Source organism: Acidovorax sp., from assembly GCF_046294525.1.
Taxonomy (GTDB): Bacteria; Pseudomonadota; Gammaproteobacteria; order Burkholderiales; family Burkholderiaceae_C; genus Acidovorax.
The window spans coordinates 51,526-69,692 of sequence record NZ_JBKBKQ010000013.1 but is presented as its reverse complement, the minus strand read 5'-3'; the positions used below and the strand labels follow the sequence as shown (position 1 = coordinate 69,692).

The window sequence follows — 18,167 nt, the reverse complement described above, 5'->3', positions numbered from 1 at the left end:
CTTGCCGGCCTGCTGACCAGGCTAGTCAAAAAAGTATGGCCGAAGCATTGATCGGCCAAGACTACATGGTGTCAGCCGCCCAGGGCCGGTTTGTCCAAGGCTCACCCTGTGAGTTCGTAAGCGGCGGTGTTGTCTGGATGGCGGGAAAAGAGCAGTCGGGCTGGTTCGACGCTGTCGCTGTCTGCGACAACGCGCCGGTACTAATACTCGCTAAAAATCGTGCATCAACGCTCACCCAAGGTGATTCTCCCGTGGTCAACTTGCCATGGCGAAAAATTGTTGCGGTACAAGCCTTGCCTCCGGTCGGCTACTTTAGCAACCGTGACATGGGCCCTGATCCCTTAGTGCTGGTAGATCCTGTAGCGGGCCAATGCAGTACAGATCTGCCGGATGACCCGCCTGTTTACGTGCTCCTGCGGTGGGGCGGGCGTCGTGTGGCCACCGGCGCGCAAGGTATTGAGGCTGTTTGGAGCATTGATCTCCAGAAAGAACGTTTCGTGCCGATCGATCCGCAACACGTCGAATGTGAGCAATTGAGCATGGACTAGGGCTGCGCTGTCGCACGAAGTCTGTGAAAGTTCAATAGGTCCATAGACGGAATTTCGGACAGGCCCGCTTTTCGCTTGAGCATGCGTAAGGCGGAATGCAAATGGCCGTTCCCTGTGCGGAGAACGGCCATCTTCTTTGTCACGTTGCGGGCGCTATGCCCGCGTCATCCATCGGCATTCAATCGGCAAACGTACCTGCCGCCTTGATCACCGCACCCCACTTGTCGATCTCGGCCTGCACGAACTTCTTGTGTTCGGCGGGTTCGACGCGCTTGTCTGTGATCACCACGGCGCCCAGGCCTTCTTGCTTCTTGATGAAGTCTGGGTCCTTCAGGGCGACCTTGAGGGCCTCGTTGATCTTGCTCACCACGGCGGCGGGTGTGCCTTTGGGGGCGTACAGGCCGTGCCAGATGCTGACGTTGAAGTCCTTCAGGCCCGACTCTGCCAGTGTGGGCAGGTCTTTGAGGGCGGGGGTGGTGAGGCGCTGGCTGGTGGTCACGGCGTAGGCCTTGACCTTCTTGCCTTCGATCTGGGGCGTGGTGTTGGTGGTCTGGTCGCACAGCAGGTCGATCTGTCCGCCGATCAGGTCGGTGATGGCGGGGGCCGTGCCCTTGTAGGGCACGGTGGTCATTTCAACCTTCATGGCGTCCTGGAACATCAGGCCGCACAGGTGCGAGGCAGCGCCCAAGCCCGCATTGCCCAGGTTGATCTTGCCCTTGTTCTGGTTGATCCAGGCCGTGAGTTCCTTCATGTTGTTCGCCGGCATGTTGGGGCGGGCGATCAGCGTCATGGGCACGTCGTTGACCATGCCCAGGTACTCGAAGTCATTGGGCACGCTGAACGCGAGCTTGCGGTACAGCGCAGGCATGGTGGACATGCCGATGTGGTTGAGCAGCAGGGTGTAGCCATCAGGTGTGGCGCGGGCCACGCGGGCCGCGCCGATGGAGCTGCCGGCGCCGGCGGTGTTGTCCACCACCACGCTCACGCCCAAGGGCTTGCGCAGTGCTTCGGCCAGGTCACGGGCCACGCGGTCGGTGGGGCCGCCTGCGGCAAAGGGCACCACGATGGTGACGGTCTTGTCCTTGGCGGGGAAGTCCTGGGCGCTGGCGCCGAAGGCGGTGGCTGCGGCGGCAGCGATCAGTGCGAGTTTCAACATTTTTTTCATGGGTGCTCCTGTGAAAGACGGGCCATGATAGCCAGGGGGTCTGACGCGAACATTGCGGATAGTACGTAGCCCATGGGTAGCATGGTCTTTAACAAAAAACCGCCTGAAGTGCTCATGAATAAAGCGCAGAGTGCTATAGAAAAATGAGCTTAGCTAGGGTAAACACTGCGAAGCCTGCAGACCCCTGCGGGCCGTTTTTTTGCGCGGGTGGGAGGCATGTGTGCACTCATATGCACACATGCTTTGTGCTCACTTGTAGCTGCGCGCGTCCTCGATGACCTTGCCATCGTTGGGCAAGCTGCCCGGCGCCACCATCTGCACATCGCCACGCAGCTTGGTCACCTCACGGATGGCCTCGCCCAGCTGCCGGGCCAGGCCTTCGGCGGTCTCGACGGTTTCCACCTGCAGCACCATCTGGTCGTTGGCCATTTCGCCGCTGACCACCAGGCGCGCGCGCAGCACTTGGGGAAAGCGCCGCGCAATCGTGGCCACCTGGCCGGGGTGCACGAACATGCCACGCACCTTGGTCGTCTGGTCGGCCCGGCCCATCCAGCCCTTGATGCGGGTGTTGGTGCGGCCGGTGGGGCAGGTGCCGGGCAGCACGGCCGAGAGGTCGCCGGTGCCAAAGCGGATGAGCGGGTAGTCGGGGTTGAGCGTGGTGACCACCAGCTCGCCCACTTCGCCCTCGGGCACGGGGTCGCCGGTGCCGGGGCGCACGATTTCCACGATCACCCCTTCGTCCAGCACCAGGCCTTCGCGCGCCGTGGTTTCGTAGGCGATCAGGCCCAGGTCGGCGGTGGCGTAGCACTGGTAGCCGGCAATGCCACGCTCTGCCAGCCAGTCGCGCAGGCTGGGCGGAAAGGCCTCGCCCGACACCAGGGCCTTGGACACCGTAGGCAGCGGAACACCCAGCTCGGCAGCCTTCTCGACAATGATCTTCAGAAAGCTGGGCGTGCCGATGTAGCCTGCGGGCTTGAGCTCAGCCATGGCCTGCACCTGTTGCTCGGTCTGGCCCGTGCCGCCGGCAAACACCGTGCAGCCCAGCGCATGCGCCCCGGTTTCCATCATCGACCCCGCAGGCACAAAGTGGTAGCTGAAGCTGTTGTGGATCAGCTCCCCCGGCCGAAAGCCCGCAGAGTAGATCGCCCGTGCCATGCGCCAGTAATCGCGCCGCGTGCCCTCGGGCTCGTAGATGGTGCCCGGGCTCGCGAACACGCGCGGCATGCCCGCGCCAAAGCCCAGCGCGGAAAAGCCGCCAAACACATTGCTGGCCCGCTGGGCCTGCTGGCGCTCCAGCAGCTCGTACTTGCGCGTGACCGGCAGCCGCGCCAGCGCCGCACGGCTGGCGACGGCGCCCGCATCCACCCCGGCCAGGATGCCGGCAAAGGCCGGCGAGGCCTGCTGCGCATGCGCCACCTGGGCGGGCAGAGCGGCCAGCAGCGCCGCCTCGCGCTCGGCCGGATCGCGGGTTTCCAGGGCGTCATAAAACGTGCTCATGCCTGGGGTTCCTTGTGAGGTGATTTGAAGTGAAATTGGCCTCTAGCGCTTACCCATCAAGCGCTAGCAGCTATGAAATTGAGAGTGCCTGAAACGAAGTGTGGAGAACATGCGCGCCCTTCAAAACCGGCGCTACCCAAGACCAGTGCCACCGCGCAAGGGCCGCCCCGCCGCGCTGGTGGCGTCCCCCCTTGGGGGGAAGGCGCCGAAGGCGACACAGGGGGGCTACGCCAACCAGCGCTTGCGCCGCTTGTAGCTCTTGACATCCTTGAAGCTCTTGCGCTCGCCCCCGCCCATGCCCAGGTAGAACTCTTTCACGTCCTCGTTGTTGGCCAGGTCGCTGGCGGCGCCGTCCATCACCACGCGGCCACTTTCCATGATGTAGCCGTAGTCGGAATATTTGAGCGCCATGTTGGTGTTCTGCTCGGCCAGCAAGAAGGTGACCTTCTCTTTGGTGTTCAGGTCCTTCACGATGTTGAACACCTCTTCCACGATCTGCGGCGCCAGGCCCATGGAAGGCTCGTCCAGCAGCACCATGCTGGGGTTGGCCATCAGCGCGCGGCCAATCGCGCACATCTGCTGCTCGCCGCCCGAGGTGTAGGCAGCCTGCGAGGTGCGGCGCGTCTTGAGGCGCGGAAAGTAGTTGTAGACCTTCTCCAGGTTGGCCGCGATCTCGGCCTTGCTGGTGCGGGTGTAGCTGCCCGTCATCAGGTTCTCCTCGATCGTCAGGTGGGCAAAGCAGTGCCGCCCCTCCATCACCTGCACCACGCCGCGCTGCACCAGGTCGGCGGGCGAAAGGTTCTCGATGCGCTCGCCGCGCAGCTCGATGCTGCCCTTGGTCACCTCGCCCCGCTCGCCCTTGAGCAGGTTGGAGATGGCGCGCAAGGTCGTCGTCTTGCCCGCCCCGTTGCCGCCCAGGATGGCCACGATGGACCCCTCGCGCACCTGCAGCGAGACGCCCTTGAGCACCAGGATCACATGGTTGTAGATGACCTCGATGCCGTTGACGTTGAGAACGATGTTGCTGTTGGAAGAGTCCATGGTGTTCCTTCGCTGTGCCAATCGAAAAGGTTGCGGTACAGCACAACCCTTTCGGTTGGCGGCTGCCAGGGAAGGCAGCCGCTTCGTCATTGGCCGTTGATACGGTCGCAGCCTGAAATACCCGGGCCACCGCGCAAGGGCCGCCCCGCCGCGCTGGTGGCGTCCCCCTTCCCGAATCGCGCAGCGATTCGAGAGAAGGGGGAAGGCGCGTCAGCGCCTCAGGGGGATGCTCCGAATCAAGACTGGCAATCCGCCGCATCCCGGCGTGTCATCTTCTTGTCCGCCAGGTACTTGTCCGCGCCCGCCTTGATCATGGGCTTCAGGATCTGCTCATCGGCCTGGTACCAGTCGGACGAGAAGTTGAACTTCTTGCCGTCCCAGGTGTGCACGCGTGCCCAGGTGGAGCCCATGTGGTCGGCGCAGCTCGTGGACAGGGGGCGCATCACGTCCTTGAAGCCCAGTGCGTCCAGCTTCTTCTGGTCCAGGGCCAGGTTCTCCATGCCCCAGCGCACCTGCTCGCCGGTCATGACCTTGCCCTTGCCAAAACGCTCCTGCGCGCGGCGCACCGATTCGACCGCCAGCATCTGGATGATCACGCCGCGGGTGTACAGCACCGAACCCACTTCATCCTTGGGGCCCGTGCCCTGGCCCTTGTCATGCACGTGCTTCAGGATGTCCTGGATCACCTTCGGCTGCGTGCCCGAGGTGTTCAGCGCCAGCGCGTTGTAGCCCTTGGCGCCGTCGCCCACGTCGCGCACATCGGGCTCGGCGCCGGCCCACCACACGCCATACATCTTTTCGCGCGGGTAGCCCGTGGCCTGCGCTTCCTTGAGGGCGGTGGAGTTCATCACGCCCCAGCCCCACAGCAGCACATAGTCGGGGCGGCTCTGGCGCACCTGCAGCCAGGTGGCCTTCTGCTCCACGCCAGGCGCGGTCACGGGCAGCATCTGCAGCTCGAAGCCGTGCATCTTGGCGCGCTCCTGCAAGAGCGGGATGGGCTCCTTGCCGAACGGGCTGTCGTGGTACACCAGCGCGATCTTCTTGCCCTTGAGCTTGTCCAGGCCGCCATTGGCCTTGCCGATGTGCTGGATCAGGATGTCCGCGCCCGTCCAGTAGCTGCCCATGAAGGGGAAGTTCCACTTGAACGCCATGCCGTCCTGCGCCACCGAGAGGCCGTAGCCCAGCGTCATCAGCGGGATCTTGTCCACGGGGGCTTTCTCGGTCAGCGCGAAGGTGATGCCGGTGGCCTGCGGGTCGAACAGCGTCACGCCAGGGCGGCTCTTGAGGCGTTCATAGCACTCCACGCCGCGGTCCGTGGCGTAGCCCGTTTCACACTCTTCAAAGGTCAGCTTCACGCCATTGATGCCGCCATCGCGGGCGTTGATCATCTTGATGTAGTCCTGCTTGCCGTTGGCCCATGGCACACCGTTGGGTGCGTAGGGGCCCGTGCGGTAGGACAGCAGCGGGAAGAACTGCTCCTTGGCTTGCGCGAGGGCGCTCGTCGCGACGGACGAGGCACCGGCAGCAACCACCGCGGCGGCGATCACGATTTTCGAAAGCTTCATGGATGTCTCCTTTGGATGAATATGTGGTGAAGCACGGGAGGGGAACTGGCAGGGGATTGATCAGTGGGGGAAGGGCCAGAGCCGCAGCTTCTGCTTGGCGGTGGACCACAGCTTGGCCAGGCCGTGGGGTTCCACAATCAGGAACCACACGATCAGGGCGCCGAAGATCATCAGCTCGGCATGGGACACGCCCGCCGTCGAGATCTCGATGCCGAACAGGCCCAGAAACGCAGGCAGGAACTGGTTGAGCACGATGGGCAGCACGACGATGAAGGCTGCGCCGAAGAATGCGCCCATGATGGAGCCCAGGCCGCCGATGATCACCATGAAGAGCAGGCGGAACGACACCTCGACCGAGAAGGCCGCAGGCTCCCACGCACTCAGGTGCACAAAGGCCCACAGCGCACCGGCCATGCCCACGATGAAGGAGCTGACGGCAAAGGCGCTGAGCTTGGCGTACATCGGCCGGATGCCGATCACCGCAGCGGCCACGTCCATGTCGCGGATGGCCATCCACTCGCGCCCGATGGCACCGCGCACCAGGTTCTTGGCCAGCAGGGCCACCACGACCAGAATGGCCAGGCAAAAGATGTACTTGCTGGTGGCGCTTTCGATGGGCATGCCCAGCACTTGCAGGTTGGTGACCGACACCGAACCCGAGTCCGAGTTGTTGGTGAACCACTTGATGCGCAGGAACATCCAGTCGCTGAAGAACTGCGCGGCCAGCGTGGCCACCGCCAGGTACAGGCCTTTGACGCGCAGGCTGGGCAGGCCAAACAGGATGCCGAAGAACGTCGCGCACAGGCCGCCCAGGATGAGCGCCGGGATCAGCGGCATGCCCGGAAAGCGCACGAAGAAGTTGTAGGCGCCGTAGGCACCCACCGCCATGAAGGCGCCCGAGCCCAGCGAGATCTGCCCGCAGTAACCCACGAGGATATTCACCCCCAGGGCGGCCAGCGCCATGATGACGAAGGGGATCAGGATGGCGCGGAAGATGTAGTCGCTGGCCAGCATGGGCACGGCGATAAAGGCAATGGCCAGGATGATGCCGATGGCAAGCCGGTCCTGCGCGATCGGGAAGATCTGCTGGTCGGCGCGGTAGCTGGTCTTGAACTGGCCGTTTTCGCGGTAGAGCATGGTGTGTCTCCTGGGTTCTTGTTGTTATGGGTTAGACGCGGTGTGTGATCTTTTGCACGGGGGCGCACCTGCGGTGCTCTGTGTGAACTGCGTTCCCACAGTCAACGTGCTGCGCACGTTGTGCCTCCTTTGAAAAATTATTGGTCTCGTATTTCATACGCGATCAATAATTTTTTCCCCGAACAAGCCCTGTGGCCTGAAGAGAAGGAACACCAAAGCCAGCACATACGCAAACCAGATCTCGATGCCCCCGCCCACGAACGGGCCCAGGTAGACCTCCGAGAGCTTCTCGCCCACGCCGATGATCAGCCCGCCGATGATGGCGCCGGGCACGGAGGTGAGGCCGCCCAGGATGACCACCGGCAGCGCGCGCAGCGCCACGGTAGTCAGCGAGAACTGCACGCCCAGCTTGCTGCCCCAGATCATCCCGGCCACCAGGGCCACCACGCCGGCCACGCACCACACGATCACCCAGATGCGGTTCAAGGGAATGCCGATGGACTGGGCGGCCTGGTGGTCGTCGGCCACGGCGCGCAGGGCGCGGCCGGTGGATGTCTTCTGGAAGAACACCGACAGCAGGGCCACCAGGCCAGCGGCGATGGCGGCGGCGATCACGTCTTCCTTGTTGATCAGGATGCCGCCCTGGAACATGGATTCCAGTGCAAAGATCGGGTCCTTGGGCATGCCCACATCGATCTTGTAGATGTCGCTGCCGAACATCGTCTGGCCCAGGCCTTCGAGGAAATAGGTGATGCCCAGCGTGGCCATGAGCAGCGTGGCGCCTTCCTGGTTGACCAGGTGGCGCAGCACCAGCTTTTCGATCACCCACGCCACCACGAACATGATGGCGCCCGCGATGACAAACGCGGCCAGGTTGGCCACGATGGCGTTGTCGATGCCGGTCCACTTGGGGATCCATTCGGCGAAGCGCGCCATGGCCAGGGCCGCGAACAGCACCATCGCGCCCTGCGCAAAGTTGAAGACGCCCGAGGCCTTGTAGATCAGCACGAAGCCCAGGGCGACCAGCGAATACAGCATGCCGGCCATCAAGCCGCCGCTCAGGGTTTCAAGAAAGAATGCCATGTTGTCGTCTCCTGATCAGTGCGAGGTGCCCAGATAGGCGCTGATCACGTCTTCGTTGCTGCGCACTTCGTCGGGCGTGCCGTCACCGATCTTCTTGCCATAGTCCAGCACCACCACGCGGTCGCTGATGTCCATTACCACGCCCATGTCGTGTTCGATCAGCACGATGGTGGTGCCGAATTCGTCGTTCACGTCCAGGATGAAGCGGCACATGTCCTGCTTTTCCTCGACGTTCATGCCGGCCATGGGCTCGTCCAGCAGCAGCACCTGTGGTTCCATGGCGAGAGCCCGGCCCAGGTCCACGCGCTTTTGCAGGCCGTAGGGCAACTGGCCTACGGGGGTCTTGCGGTAGGCCTGGATTTCGAGGAAGTCGATGATGTGCTCGACGTACTCGCGGTGGCGGATCTCCTCGCGCTCGGCGGGGCCCCAGCGCAGCGCCTGCAGCAGCAGGTTGCTTCGGATCTTGAGGTTGCGGCCGGTCATGATGTTGTCGATCACGCTCATGCCCTTGAACAGCGCCAGGTTCTGGAACGTGCGTGCCACACCCATCTCGGCCACCTGGCGCGAGTTCATGTGGTCAAACGTCTTGCCCCGGAAGGTGATGGAGCCTTCGGACGGCGTGTACACGCCGTTGATGCAGTTGAGCATGGAACTCTTGCCAGCGCCGTTGGGGCCGATGATGGCGCGGATCTCGTGCTCTTTCACATTGAAGGAGATGTCGGTCAGCGCCTTCACCCCGCCAAACCGGAGGCTGATGTTCTTGACGTCCAGGATGACGTCGCCGATCTTCTTGGTGTTCATGGTGAGGGGCTTCTCCAGCGGGTAGAGCGCGGGTTTCATGCGACGGCCTTCACAGGGGCGAAGGTCTTTGCGTCCGCGAGCTTGAGCGTGGCGCTCACGCTGCCGGTGCGGCCATCTTCAAACTTCACCTGCGTCTCGATGTACTGCTCGGTGCGGCCGGCGTACAGCGCATCCACCAGCACGCCGTATTTCTCGGCGATGAAGCCGCGGCGGACCTTGTTGGTGCGCGTGAGTTCGCCATCGTCGGCGTCCAGCTCCTTGTGCAGCACCAGGAAGCGGCTGATCTGGCTGCCGGCGAGCATGGCGTCGGTGGCGAGGTCGGCGTTGACCTTCTCGATGCAGTCGCGGATGAGTTCGTAGACCTCGGGTTTTTGCGCCAGGTCGGTGTAGCCCGCGTAGGGCAAATTGCGGCGCTCGGCCCAGTTGCCCACGGCATCGAAGTCGATGTTGACCATCACGCACACCTTCTCGCGGCCGTCACCCAGTGCGACCACTTCCTTGATGTGCGGGAAGAACTTGAGCTTGTTCTCCACGTACTTGGGCGCAAACATCGCGCCGTCGTTGGCGCCGCCCTTGATGCGGCCCACGTCCTTGACGCGGTCGATGATCTTGAGGTGGCCATGGGCGTCGAGGAAGCCCGCATCGCTGGTGTGGTACCAGCCATCGGCCGTGAGCACCTCGGCCGTGGCCGTGGGGTTCTTGTAGTACTCCTTGAGCAGCCCGGCCGACTTGACAAGGATCTCGCCGTTGTCGGCCACCTTGATCTCCACGCCGCGAATCGGCACGCCCACCGTGTCGGCGCGCGCCTGGTTGTCAGGCTGCAGGCAGACGAACACGGCGGTCTCGGTGGAGCCGTAGAGCTGCTTGAGGTTGATGCCGATGGAGCGGTAGAAGGTGAACAGGTCGGGCCCGATCGCTTCACCCGCCGTGTAGGCCACGCGCACGCGGCTGAAACCCAGGTTGTTGCGCAGCGGGCCGTACACCAGCAGATTGCCCAGGGCGTACTTGATCTTGTCGATGGCGCTCACGGGTTCGCCGTCCATCAGCGCCGGGCCCACGCGTTTGGCAACGGCCATGCAGGCGTGGAACATCTTCCGCTTGATCGCGCCTGCGTCTTCCATGCGGATCATCACGCTGGTGAGCAGGCCTTCAAAAATGCGGGGCGGCGCAAAGTAGTACGTGGGGCCGACCTCCTTGAGGTCGATCGTCACGGTGCTGGCCGACTCGGGGCAGTTGACCACGTAGCCGCAGGCGAGCCACTGGGCGTAGCTGAAAATATTCTGGCCGATCCAGGCCGGAGGCAGGTAGGCCAGCACTTCTTCGCTGCTGGTGAGCTTGTCGAACTCGGCCCCTGCGCTCGCGCGGTCCAGCAGGGTGCTGTGGGTATGCACCACGCCCTTGGGGTTGCCCGTGGTGCCAGACGTGAAGAACATGGCCGCCACGTCGCTCGGGCTGGCCTTGGCAACTTCGGCTTGGAACCACTGGGGGTGTCTGGCCACATGGGCGGCACCTGCCTCGATCAGCGAGTCGAGCGATGCCAAACCTTGTTCGGCATAGTTGCGCAGGCCGCGCGGGTCGTCGAAGTAGATGTTGGAGATCTGCGGGCACTGCTCGCGGATTTCGAGCAGCTTGTCCACCTGCTCCTGGTCTTCCACCAGGCAAAAGCGCACCTCGGCGTTGTTGAGCGGGAAGATACATTCGGCGCCGACCGCGTCCTGGTACAGCGGCACCGGGATGGCGCCCAGCGACTGCGTGGCCAGCATGGTGGCGTACAGGCGCGGGCGGTTGGCGCCGATCACCACCAGGTGTTCACCGCGCTGCAGGCCCGCGCCGTGCAGGCCGGCGGCGATTTGCTCCACCAGGCGGGCCAGGTCGGCCCAGGTGTGGGTCTGCCAGATGCCATATTCTTTTTCGCGCAGCGCCGGGGCCGTGGGGCGCTCGGCGGCGTGCTTGAGCAGCAGTTGCGGGAACGTGGTCAGCATGTCAGGTTCCTAAAAGAGAGACAGGGGGCGTGTTGCCCCGGTGATGGCCCGTGGCGCCGCTTTCTGGCAGCGCAATGGGGGCATGCTAGGACTGACTTTGACGTTATCTTGTCTTTCCGACGACAATTTACGGGAAACTACTTGTCGGGTGAAACCCTGCCCGGTGCCGGGCGGTATCCTTGAGATCGTGAACACGCTCTCCATGTACGCCCCGTTTTTCGGCCTTCAGCACCCGCCGTTCTCCATCGCTCCCGACCCGCGCTACCTCTTCATGAGCGAGCGCCATCGCGAAGCGCTGGCCCATCTGCTCTACGGACTGGATGCGGGCGGCGGCTTTGTGCTGCTGACGGGCGAGGTGGGCACGGGCAAGACCACGGTGTGCCGGTGTTTCCTGGAGCAGATCCCGTCGCACTGCAATGTGGCCTACATCTTCAATCCCAAGCTCACGGTGGGCGAGTTGCTGCGCTCCATCTGTGACGAGTTCGGCGTGCCGCACAAGCCAGCCGTGCCGGGCGTGGAGACGGTCAAGGACTGCATCGACCCGCTCAACGCGTCGCTGCTGGCGGCGCATGCCAGCGGCCGGAACAACGTGCTCATCATCGACGAGGCCCAGAACCTGTCGGCCGACGTGCTGGAGCAGTTGCGGCTGCTCACCAACCTGGAGACCAGCGAACGCAAGCTGCTGCAGATCATCTTGATCGGCCAACCCGAGCTGCGCACGCTGGTGGCGCGGCCGTCCATGGAGCAGCTGGCGCAGCGCGTGATTGCACGCTTTCACCTGGACGCGCTCTCGCTGCAGGAGACGCAGCAGTACATCAGCCACCGCCTAGCCGTCGCCGGTCTGCAGGGGCCGCTGCCGTTCAGCGCCCGCGCCATCCGCCGCGTGCACGCCCTGTCCCACGGCGTGCCCCGCCGCATCAACCTGCTGTGCGACCGCGCGCTGCTGGGTGCCTACGCCGCCGGTGCGCGCGAAGTGAGCGTGCCCATGGTCAACCGCGCCGCCCGCGAGGTGTTCGACGCCCCCGCCACGGCAGCGGCCGCTCGCGCGGGCGAGCGCCGCCCGCTGCCCGGCTGGGCGTTGGCGGGCCTGGGCGGCGTGGCGGGCGCGGCCATCGTGGCAGCGGCGGGCTGGGCGCTGGGGGGCTGGACACCGGCATCTTCATCCGCATCCTCGTCCACGGCTGCCACCGCCACCACCAACACGCCCGCACAGGCCCTTTCAGCATCCAAGGCCACGGCTGCGAGCGAAGCGGCTGCGGCAGCCTCTGCCTCCGCACCGGCTGCGTCCGCCGTATCCACACCGTCGCCGGCAGAAACCGCTGCCGTGCCGCCCCTGGCCCCGGCCTTTCAGCAGTTCCTGGCTGCGCAGCCCGCAGGCGACGCGCCAGCATGGAAAGCCCTGGCCAGCGCCTGGGGCGCCTCAGTACCGGATGGGGCCGACGCCTGCGCCACCCTACCGCGCGACGGCCTGCGCTGCTACCGCAACCGGCGCGCCGGGCTGAACCTGGTGCGGCAGATCGACCGGCCTGTGCTGCTGAACCTGTTCCCGTCCGAAGACGCCGAAGAGCCCGTGTCGGCCGTGCTGCGCGGGCTGTCCGCGGACACGGCCACACTGCTGGGCCACAACGGCCAGACGCTGCCGGTGCCGCTGCAGGAGCTGGCGCAGGTGTGGCGGGGCGACATGGCCACCCTGTGGCGCACCCCCCCGGGCATGCCCGAGCGGGGCGAGTTGGCCGACAGCCCTGCCGGCGCAGCGTGGCTGGACAAGCAGCTGGCCTCCAAGGCGGCGGGTGGCAACGGCCCTGGCAGCCGCCCCATGACACCGGCGCTGCGCCAGTCGCGCATCCACCGCTTCCAGCTGGCCCAGGGCGTCACGCCCGACGGCCGTGCCGGTCCCCTTACCCTGATGCTGCTCAACCGCGCCACCGGCGTGAGCGAGCCCCGCCTGCAATGACGCAGTGCCGCCCCCTGCCACTGTGGCCTGCATTCACGCCGGGTGTACCGTGGCCGTCGCGCGCACGCAGCCACTGCCTGCGCACCCATCTTTCTTTCTGTTCTTTGCGACGCCACGGACCGGTGGTGCGTCGCGCACCCCACCCACGCTGTAACCATGTCCTACATCCTTGACGCGCTGCGGCGCGCAGAAGCCGAGCGGGGCCGTGGCGGAGTGCCCGGCCTGCACACCCAGGCCACGCCCGTGCCGGGGGCCTTGCCGACGGAAGAAAGCACCGCGCCGTCGCGGTTGCTGGCAGTGACCGTCGGCGTGCTGGTGGTGGCGGGCCTGGCCGCAGGCGGCACCTGGTGGGCGATGCAGCGCAGTGCGCCAACGGGCGGCGTGGTGCTGGCAGGTGCGCAAACCACGCCTCCTCCGGGCGTTGCAGCCGTGCCGTCCGCACCCGCGCCGTCCGTGCCGTCAGCCCCCACGCCGGCTGCAACGCCTTCGGACCCCACAGTCGCTCCAACCGCCGCCCCCGCGGTGCCGACGGCCGGGGTGACACCCTCGCCCGCGCCGGCCCCCGCTCCACGCTCAGCACCCGAGCCCCGCCCCGCGCCGCCCGCCGCGCGCGAAAAAGCTCCCGCCGCTGCGGCCCGGCCGCCCGCGCCCGAAGCTCCCCGCTCCCGCGCAGCCGAGCCGGCCGCAGAACGTGCGCCCACATCTGCCGTCACCGCGCGGCAGCGCGAGTCCCTACCCGCTCCCGCGACCGCGACCGCGACCGCGACCGCCGCGCCCACTGGCACCGTGTTCGCGCAAAGCGACCTGCCCGACGCCGTGCGCGCGCAGCTGCCCGTGCTCAAGATCTCGGGCGCGACCTACTCCACCAATCCCACGTACCGCATGGCCATCGTCAACGGCCAGGTGCTGCACGAAGGCGACCTGGCCGCCCCCGGCCTGATGCTCGAGAAAATCGAACCCGGCCGCACGATCTGGTCGTTCAAGGGCTACCGCTACGGCCTGGCGTCGCAGTAGAAAAGTTTGAATCAATATGGCCTCTAGCGCTTGTCCTAAAAGCGCTAGTAGCTACCATTTTCATAGTGAAAAGACAGGGCAAGGCGTTTGCTGCCGGCGCGGCCCCATGCCAGTGCCACCGTGGAGCTGGCTCCGCCAGTCCACCGATGGCGTCCCCCTGGGGGAAGCGGCAAAGCCGCTCAGGGGGTTACCTGATAAACCGCCCGTCCCGCCCCACCAGCGTCAGCTCCACAAACCGCGAGGCGTTGCGCTCGGGGGTGCTGGCGTTGATTTCAAAACCGCCCAAGTCCCACTTCTTGAGGTTCCAGGTCGCGTCGATGAACCCCGCGCGCGTGGGGTTGCGGCCCGCGCGGTGCAGGGCCTCGGCAAAGACACGGGCGTTGATGTAGCCCTCCAGCGCCAGGTGCGAGGGCTCGGCCGTGGCGCCGGAGGCCTTCCAGGCGGCCTGAAAGTCGCGCACCACCGGCATCACCACGTTCGATGGCAGCGGCACCACCTGCGAGATCGCCATGCCTGTGGCGTCCGGCCCCAGCGCCTTCACGGTGGCTTGTGTGCCCATCACCGACAGGGCATATAGCGTCACGCCGCGCTGCAATCCGCGGAAGGCTTTCACGAACTCCAGCGTGGGCTTGCCCGCCAGGCCGATCACGATGGCCTCCAGATTGCCGCCCGCCAGCTTGGCGGCGGCGCTGCCTGCGTCCGAGGCATTGCTTTCCACCGTCACGGCAATGGCGCCGGGCAGCTTGAGGCGTTCCATGGACTGCCGGGCCGCAGTGAAGACCTCTTTGCCGAAGGCGTTGTTCTGGTACACGATGCCGATGCGCGTGATGCCGATGGTGGACAGGTGCTGTACCAGCTTCTCGGCCTCATCCGCGTAGCTGGCGCGGATGTTGAACACATTGCGCGCACCCTGCACGCGGCTGAGCTGTGCGCCGGTGAAGGGTGCAAAGAATGGAATGCCGCTTTCGTTCACCTTGGGCAGCATGGCGTCAATCATGGGCGTGCCCATGCAGTTGAATAGCGCAAATGTGTCGCGCTCGGCCAGGAACTTCTCCACGTTGGCCAGCGCCTTGGGCACCTCGTACGCGTCGTCCAGCGTCACCAGTTCGATAGGGCGGCCGTGCACGCCGCCTTTGGCGTTGATGCCTGCAAACGCCGCCTTGGCGCCCTGGTGCATGGCCGAGCCCAGGTCGCCCAGCGGTCCGGTGAGCGCAGTGGACTGGGCGATGCGCAGCGCGCCCTCCTGCGCGCGGGCGGCCGTGCCCAGGGTGCCAAGCCAAGGCAGGGTGACGGCGGCGGCCAGCAACTGACGCCGGGCGAAGGTGGGGCGCGTGGCGGGTGCCACGGACGCAGCGGCGGTGGCGGCATCGACGGGGTGTTTGTTGTGCATGTCTTGTCTCCTCGGTGGTCCCCAAAGAGCTCTCAAGGCGCGCAGGTCTGCGTTGCGGGCCAGCCTTGGACTTCTGGGAGAAGGCGACATCATCCCGGCGAGATTGGCATTTTTTTGTCTTTCTGACGACAATTCAGATCGTGGATTTCCCGCATCATCCACCGCTTAGCCGCTCCTTGTTTCTTGTGCCACTTCCGCCATGGACCCCCGCACCCACCAGGACCTGTCCCTGCACCAGCGCCGCCGCCCACCCACTGCGGACGAGCTGGCCGGCATCCCCTGGCTGCCGCTGCTGCAGCCTGCCGAGCGCGAGCGCGCCGTGGCCGCGCTGCTGGTGGGAGACGCCAAGCCGGGCGACTACGTGTGCCGTGTGGGACGACCGGTGACGTACTGGTTTGGCGTGGTGGAGGGCCTGCTCAAGATGAGCAGCGACGACGCGCAGGGCCAGACCATGACCTATGCCGGCCTGCCGCCAGGCGGCTGGTTTGGCGAGGGCACCACCATCAAGCGCGAGCCGTACCGCTACAACATCCAGGCGCTGAGGAAGAGCATCGTCGCGGGCCTGCCCATCGACACTTTCCATTGGCTGCTGGACCATTCCATCGGCTTCAACCGCTTCGTGATGAACCAGCTCAACGAACGCCTGGGCCAGTTCATCGCGGCGCGCGAGATCGACCGGCTGAATAACCCGGACGTGCGCGTGGCGCGCAGTCTGGCGTCGCTGTTCAACCCCGTGCTGTACCCAGGGGTGGGCGAGGTGCTGCGCATCACGCAGCAGGAGCTGGCCTACCTGGTGGGGCTGTCGCGCCAGCGGGTGAACGAGGCCCTGGCCGCGCTGGAGGCGCAGGGCGCCATCCGCGTGGAATACGGCGGCCTGCGCGTGCTGGATTTGGCCGCGCTGCGCTCCAGCGTGTTCCAGTTCAAGGGCGGGAGCTGAAAGGCCTGCCCCTGTGCCTGCGCAGGCGGGTCAGCGTGGCAGCGACGGCAGCGTGCTGCGGGGCTTGAGCGTGGGCCGCGCGGGGGCCGCGCTGCGCAGGGCTGCGGGGGCCGGCGTGGGCATGGGTGTCGGGGTGGATGCGGGCCCCGCGGCGCCCCAGCTGTCGTCATCGCCCCCGTCGCTGCGCGACAGGCGGAACGCGCCCACCATCTGCGTGAGTCGGCCAGCCTGCTCCTTCAGGCTGTCGGCGGCGGCGGCGCCTTCTTCCACCAGCGCGGCGTTCTGCTGCGTCATCTCGTCCAGCGCGCCCACCGACTGGTTCACGTGGCCGATGCGCTGGCTCTGCTCCTGTGTGGCCGCGGTGATCTCGCCCATGATGTCCGACACACGGCGGACCGACATCACCAGCTCTTCGATGGTCTTGCCCGCGTGGTTGACGAGCGTGCTGCCTTCCTGCACCTGGTCCACGCTGGTGCCGATGAGGGCCTTGATCTCGCGCGCCGCGTTGGCCGACCGGCCGGCCAGGCTGCGCACCTCGCCCGCCACCACCGCAAAGCCACGGCCCTGCTCGCCAGCACGCGCAGCCTCCACCGCAGCGTTCAGTGCCAGGATGTTGGTCTGAAAGGCAATGCCGTCGATCACGCTGATGATGTCGGCGATCTTGCGCGAGCTGGCACTGATGGTGTCCATGGTGCGCACCACCTGGCCCACCACCTCGCCGCCGCGTGTGGCGGCGTCCGACGCGGTGGATGCCAGCTGGTTGGCCTGGCGGGCCGAGTCCGCGCTCTGCGACACGGTGCCCGTCAGGTCCACCAGCGACGAGGCCGCGCTTTGCAGGTTGTGCGAAGTCTGCTCGGTGCGCTGGCTCAGGTCGAGGTTGCCCGAGGCGACCTCGGAGCTGGCCACCAGGATGGACTCGGCCGTCTGGCCGATTTCGCCTACCAGCGTGCGCAGGCGCTCCTGCATGGCAGCAATGGCTTCGAGCAGGCGGCCGGTTTCGTCGTGAATGCGCACCTCGACCTGTGAGGTCAGGTCGCCGCGCGCAATGCGCTCGGCCACCACCACGGCGCGCCCGATGGGGGCGGTGATGCTGGTGGTGATACGCCAGGCAATCAAGCCGCCCAGACCCATGGCCAACAGCACCAACACGCCGGCCACCACGCGGGCGCGGCTCTGGGTGGTCTCGGCGGCGGCGGTGGCTTCGGCGTTCAAGGTGTTCTGCAGCGCGATCAGCTCGCCGAGCTTGGCGCGCCAGGCTGACTCGCTGGGCGCCACGCGCGTCATCAGCGCCAACGTGGCGCTCACGGTGTCGCCGTCGTCGGCGGCTTTGATTGCGGCGTCCAGCTCGGGGCGGGTCTTGGTGGCCAGCGCCCGGATGTCGGTCAGCAGCTGGATCTCGGCCGCCGTCGCGCTGGCCGGGGTCAGCAGCTCGGCCAGCGCCGCTTCGTCGGTGCTGTATTGCTTGAGCGTGGTGGCTACGGCGTTGATCTGTTCGCGCGCCTGCTTGGGGTCGATGTCGTTGAGCATCGCGGCCGACCGGCTCTGGATGCCCATGGCGCTCACGCTCTCCAGCATGCCGTTGACGAGCTTGGCTTTGTTGGCGCCCACGCCGGTGATCTGGCGCATCTGCTCATGCACCTTGCCCACGGACAACTGGCCCACGGCGGCCACGGCCACCAGCAGTACCAGCACACAACCGAAGCCCAGCCCAAGGCGGCTGGAGATCGACAAGGACTTGAGGGAAGAGGGGGCCAGCATGGGTTTCCTTGAGCGCACGGCAAACGAACGGACTAGAGCAGAGAAAAACGGAACAACAGGGTCAGCGAGACAAAGCAATATCGGTGCCCATGTGGGCTCCTGTGCAAAGGTGGAGCAGCCCAGGTCCAGCGCAGTGTAGGCAGAAATTAACAAAATGTGTCATGACGCTTGCGGATAGGCGCATGCCCAAACCGCATGGGGTGTTTGTTACAAATGGACGGGGCCACGGCAAGCCCCGCAATCCACCTCCGTTGCGGGCATGTGTAACGAAAATACGGATGAAAAGTGGCTCTAG

14 protein-coding genes are annotated in these 18,167 nt (G+C 65.7%); 4 read left to right on the top strand and 10 right to left on the bottom strand.

All coding sequences use genetic code 11. The annotated features are described in order from the left end of the window. The first annotated feature begins 35 nt into the window (after positions 1-35). Positions 36-548: a hypothetical protein gene (locus ACK4HJ_RS13450; RefSeq protein WP_409832322.1), complete on the top strand. Its 513-nt coding sequence runs from the start codon at positions 36-38 to the stop codon at positions 546-548. Positions 549-726: 178 nt separating this feature from the next. On the opposite strand, the gene ACK4HJ_RS13445 is transcribed toward ACK4HJ_RS13450, so the two are convergent. From ACK4HJ_RS13445 to ACK4HJ_RS13410, 8 genes are all read right to left on the bottom strand, one after another. Next, positions 727-1,713 (bottom strand): tripartite tricarboxylate transporter substrate-binding protein, encoded by a 987-nt coding sequence (locus ACK4HJ_RS13445; RefSeq protein WP_409832320.1) that lies wholly within the window; start codon positions 1,711-1,713, stop codon positions 727-729. Positions 1,714-1,962: 249 nt separating this feature from the next. Beyond that, positions 1,963-3,210 carry a phenylacetate--CoA ligase family protein gene (locus tag ACK4HJ_RS13440; protein ID WP_409832317.1) on the bottom strand — a complete coding sequence of 416 codons (1,248 nt, stop codon included), beginning with the start codon at positions 3,208-3,210 and terminating at the stop codon, positions 1,963-1,965. Between the two features lie 225 nt (positions 3,211-3,435). After that, the gene (locus tag ACK4HJ_RS13435; RefSeq protein WP_409832315.1) at positions 3,436-4,251 is read right to left on the bottom strand and encodes an ABC transporter ATP-binding protein; all 816 of its coding nucleotides are present in this window, start codon (positions 4,249-4,251) and stop codon (positions 3,436-3,438) included. Between the two features lie 236 nt (positions 4,252-4,487). Continuing rightward, the gene (locus ACK4HJ_RS13430) at positions 4,488-5,816 is read right to left on the bottom strand and encodes an ABC transporter substrate-binding protein (RefSeq protein ID WP_409832312.1); all 1,329 of its coding nucleotides are present in this window, start codon (positions 5,814-5,816) and stop codon (positions 4,488-4,490) included. A gap of 60 nt (positions 5,817-5,876) precedes the next feature. Then, positions 5,877-6,953 carry a branched-chain amino acid ABC transporter permease gene (locus tag ACK4HJ_RS13425; RefSeq protein WP_409832309.1) on the bottom strand — a complete coding sequence of 359 codons (1,077 nt, stop codon included), beginning with the start codon at positions 6,951-6,953 and terminating at the stop codon, positions 5,877-5,879. Positions 6,954-7,106: 153 nt separating this feature from the next. After that, positions 7,107-8,036, bottom strand: a complete 930-nt coding sequence (locus ACK4HJ_RS13420) for a branched-chain amino acid ABC transporter permease (RefSeq protein ID WP_409832306.1) — start codon at positions 8,034-8,036, stop codon at positions 7,107-7,109. A 15-nt stretch (positions 8,037-8,051) separates the two neighbouring features. After that, entirely contained in the window at positions 8,052-8,837 is a 786-nt protein-coding gene (locus ACK4HJ_RS13415; protein ID WP_409832464.1) for an ABC transporter ATP-binding protein, read from the bottom strand. Between the two features lie 35 nt (positions 8,838-8,872). Next, a complete protein-coding gene (locus ACK4HJ_RS13410) occupies positions 8,873-10,819 on the bottom strand; it encodes an AMP-dependent synthetase/ligase (protein ID WP_409832303.1) in 1,947 nt (648 codons plus the stop codon). A 202-nt stretch (positions 10,820-11,021) separates the two neighbouring features. Here ACK4HJ_RS13410 and ACK4HJ_RS13405 point away from each other — a divergent pair, with 202 nt between their 5' ends. Together ACK4HJ_RS13405 and ACK4HJ_RS13400 are read left to right on the top strand one after the other, a co-directional pair. Then, the gene (locus tag ACK4HJ_RS13405; RefSeq protein ID WP_409832301.1) at positions 11,022-12,773 is read left to right on the top strand and encodes an ExeA family protein; all 1,752 of its coding nucleotides are present in this window, start codon (positions 11,022-11,024) and stop codon (positions 12,771-12,773) included. Between the two features lie 156 nt (positions 12,774-12,929). Continuing rightward, positions 12,930-13,787: a general secretion pathway protein GspB gene (locus tag ACK4HJ_RS13400; RefSeq protein ID WP_409832298.1), complete on the top strand. Its 858-nt coding sequence runs from the start codon at positions 12,930-12,932 to the stop codon at positions 13,785-13,787. A 187-nt stretch (positions 13,788-13,974) separates the two neighbouring features. On the opposite strand, the gene ACK4HJ_RS13395 is transcribed toward ACK4HJ_RS13400, so the two are convergent. Beyond that, positions 13,975-15,177 carry an ABC transporter substrate-binding protein gene (locus ACK4HJ_RS13395; protein ID WP_409832296.1) on the bottom strand — a complete coding sequence of 401 codons (1,203 nt, stop codon included), beginning with the start codon at positions 15,175-15,177 and terminating at the stop codon, positions 13,975-13,977. A gap of 199 nt (positions 15,178-15,376) precedes the next feature. Between ACK4HJ_RS13395 and ACK4HJ_RS13390 the strand changes: the two genes are divergently transcribed. After that, positions 15,377-16,114: a Crp/Fnr family transcriptional regulator gene (locus ACK4HJ_RS13390; RefSeq protein ID WP_409832293.1), complete on the top strand. Its 738-nt coding sequence runs from the start codon at positions 15,377-15,379 to the stop codon at positions 16,112-16,114. Between the two features lie 30 nt (positions 16,115-16,144). Here the strand turns inward: ACK4HJ_RS13390 and ACK4HJ_RS13385 are convergent, their stop codons facing one another. Further along, on the bottom strand, positions 16,145-17,872 hold the full coding sequence (locus tag ACK4HJ_RS13385) for a methyl-accepting chemotaxis protein (protein ID WP_409832290.1): 1,728 nt from the start codon (positions 17,870-17,872) through the stop codon (positions 16,145-16,147). Positions 17,873-18,167 lie beyond the last annotated feature (295 nt).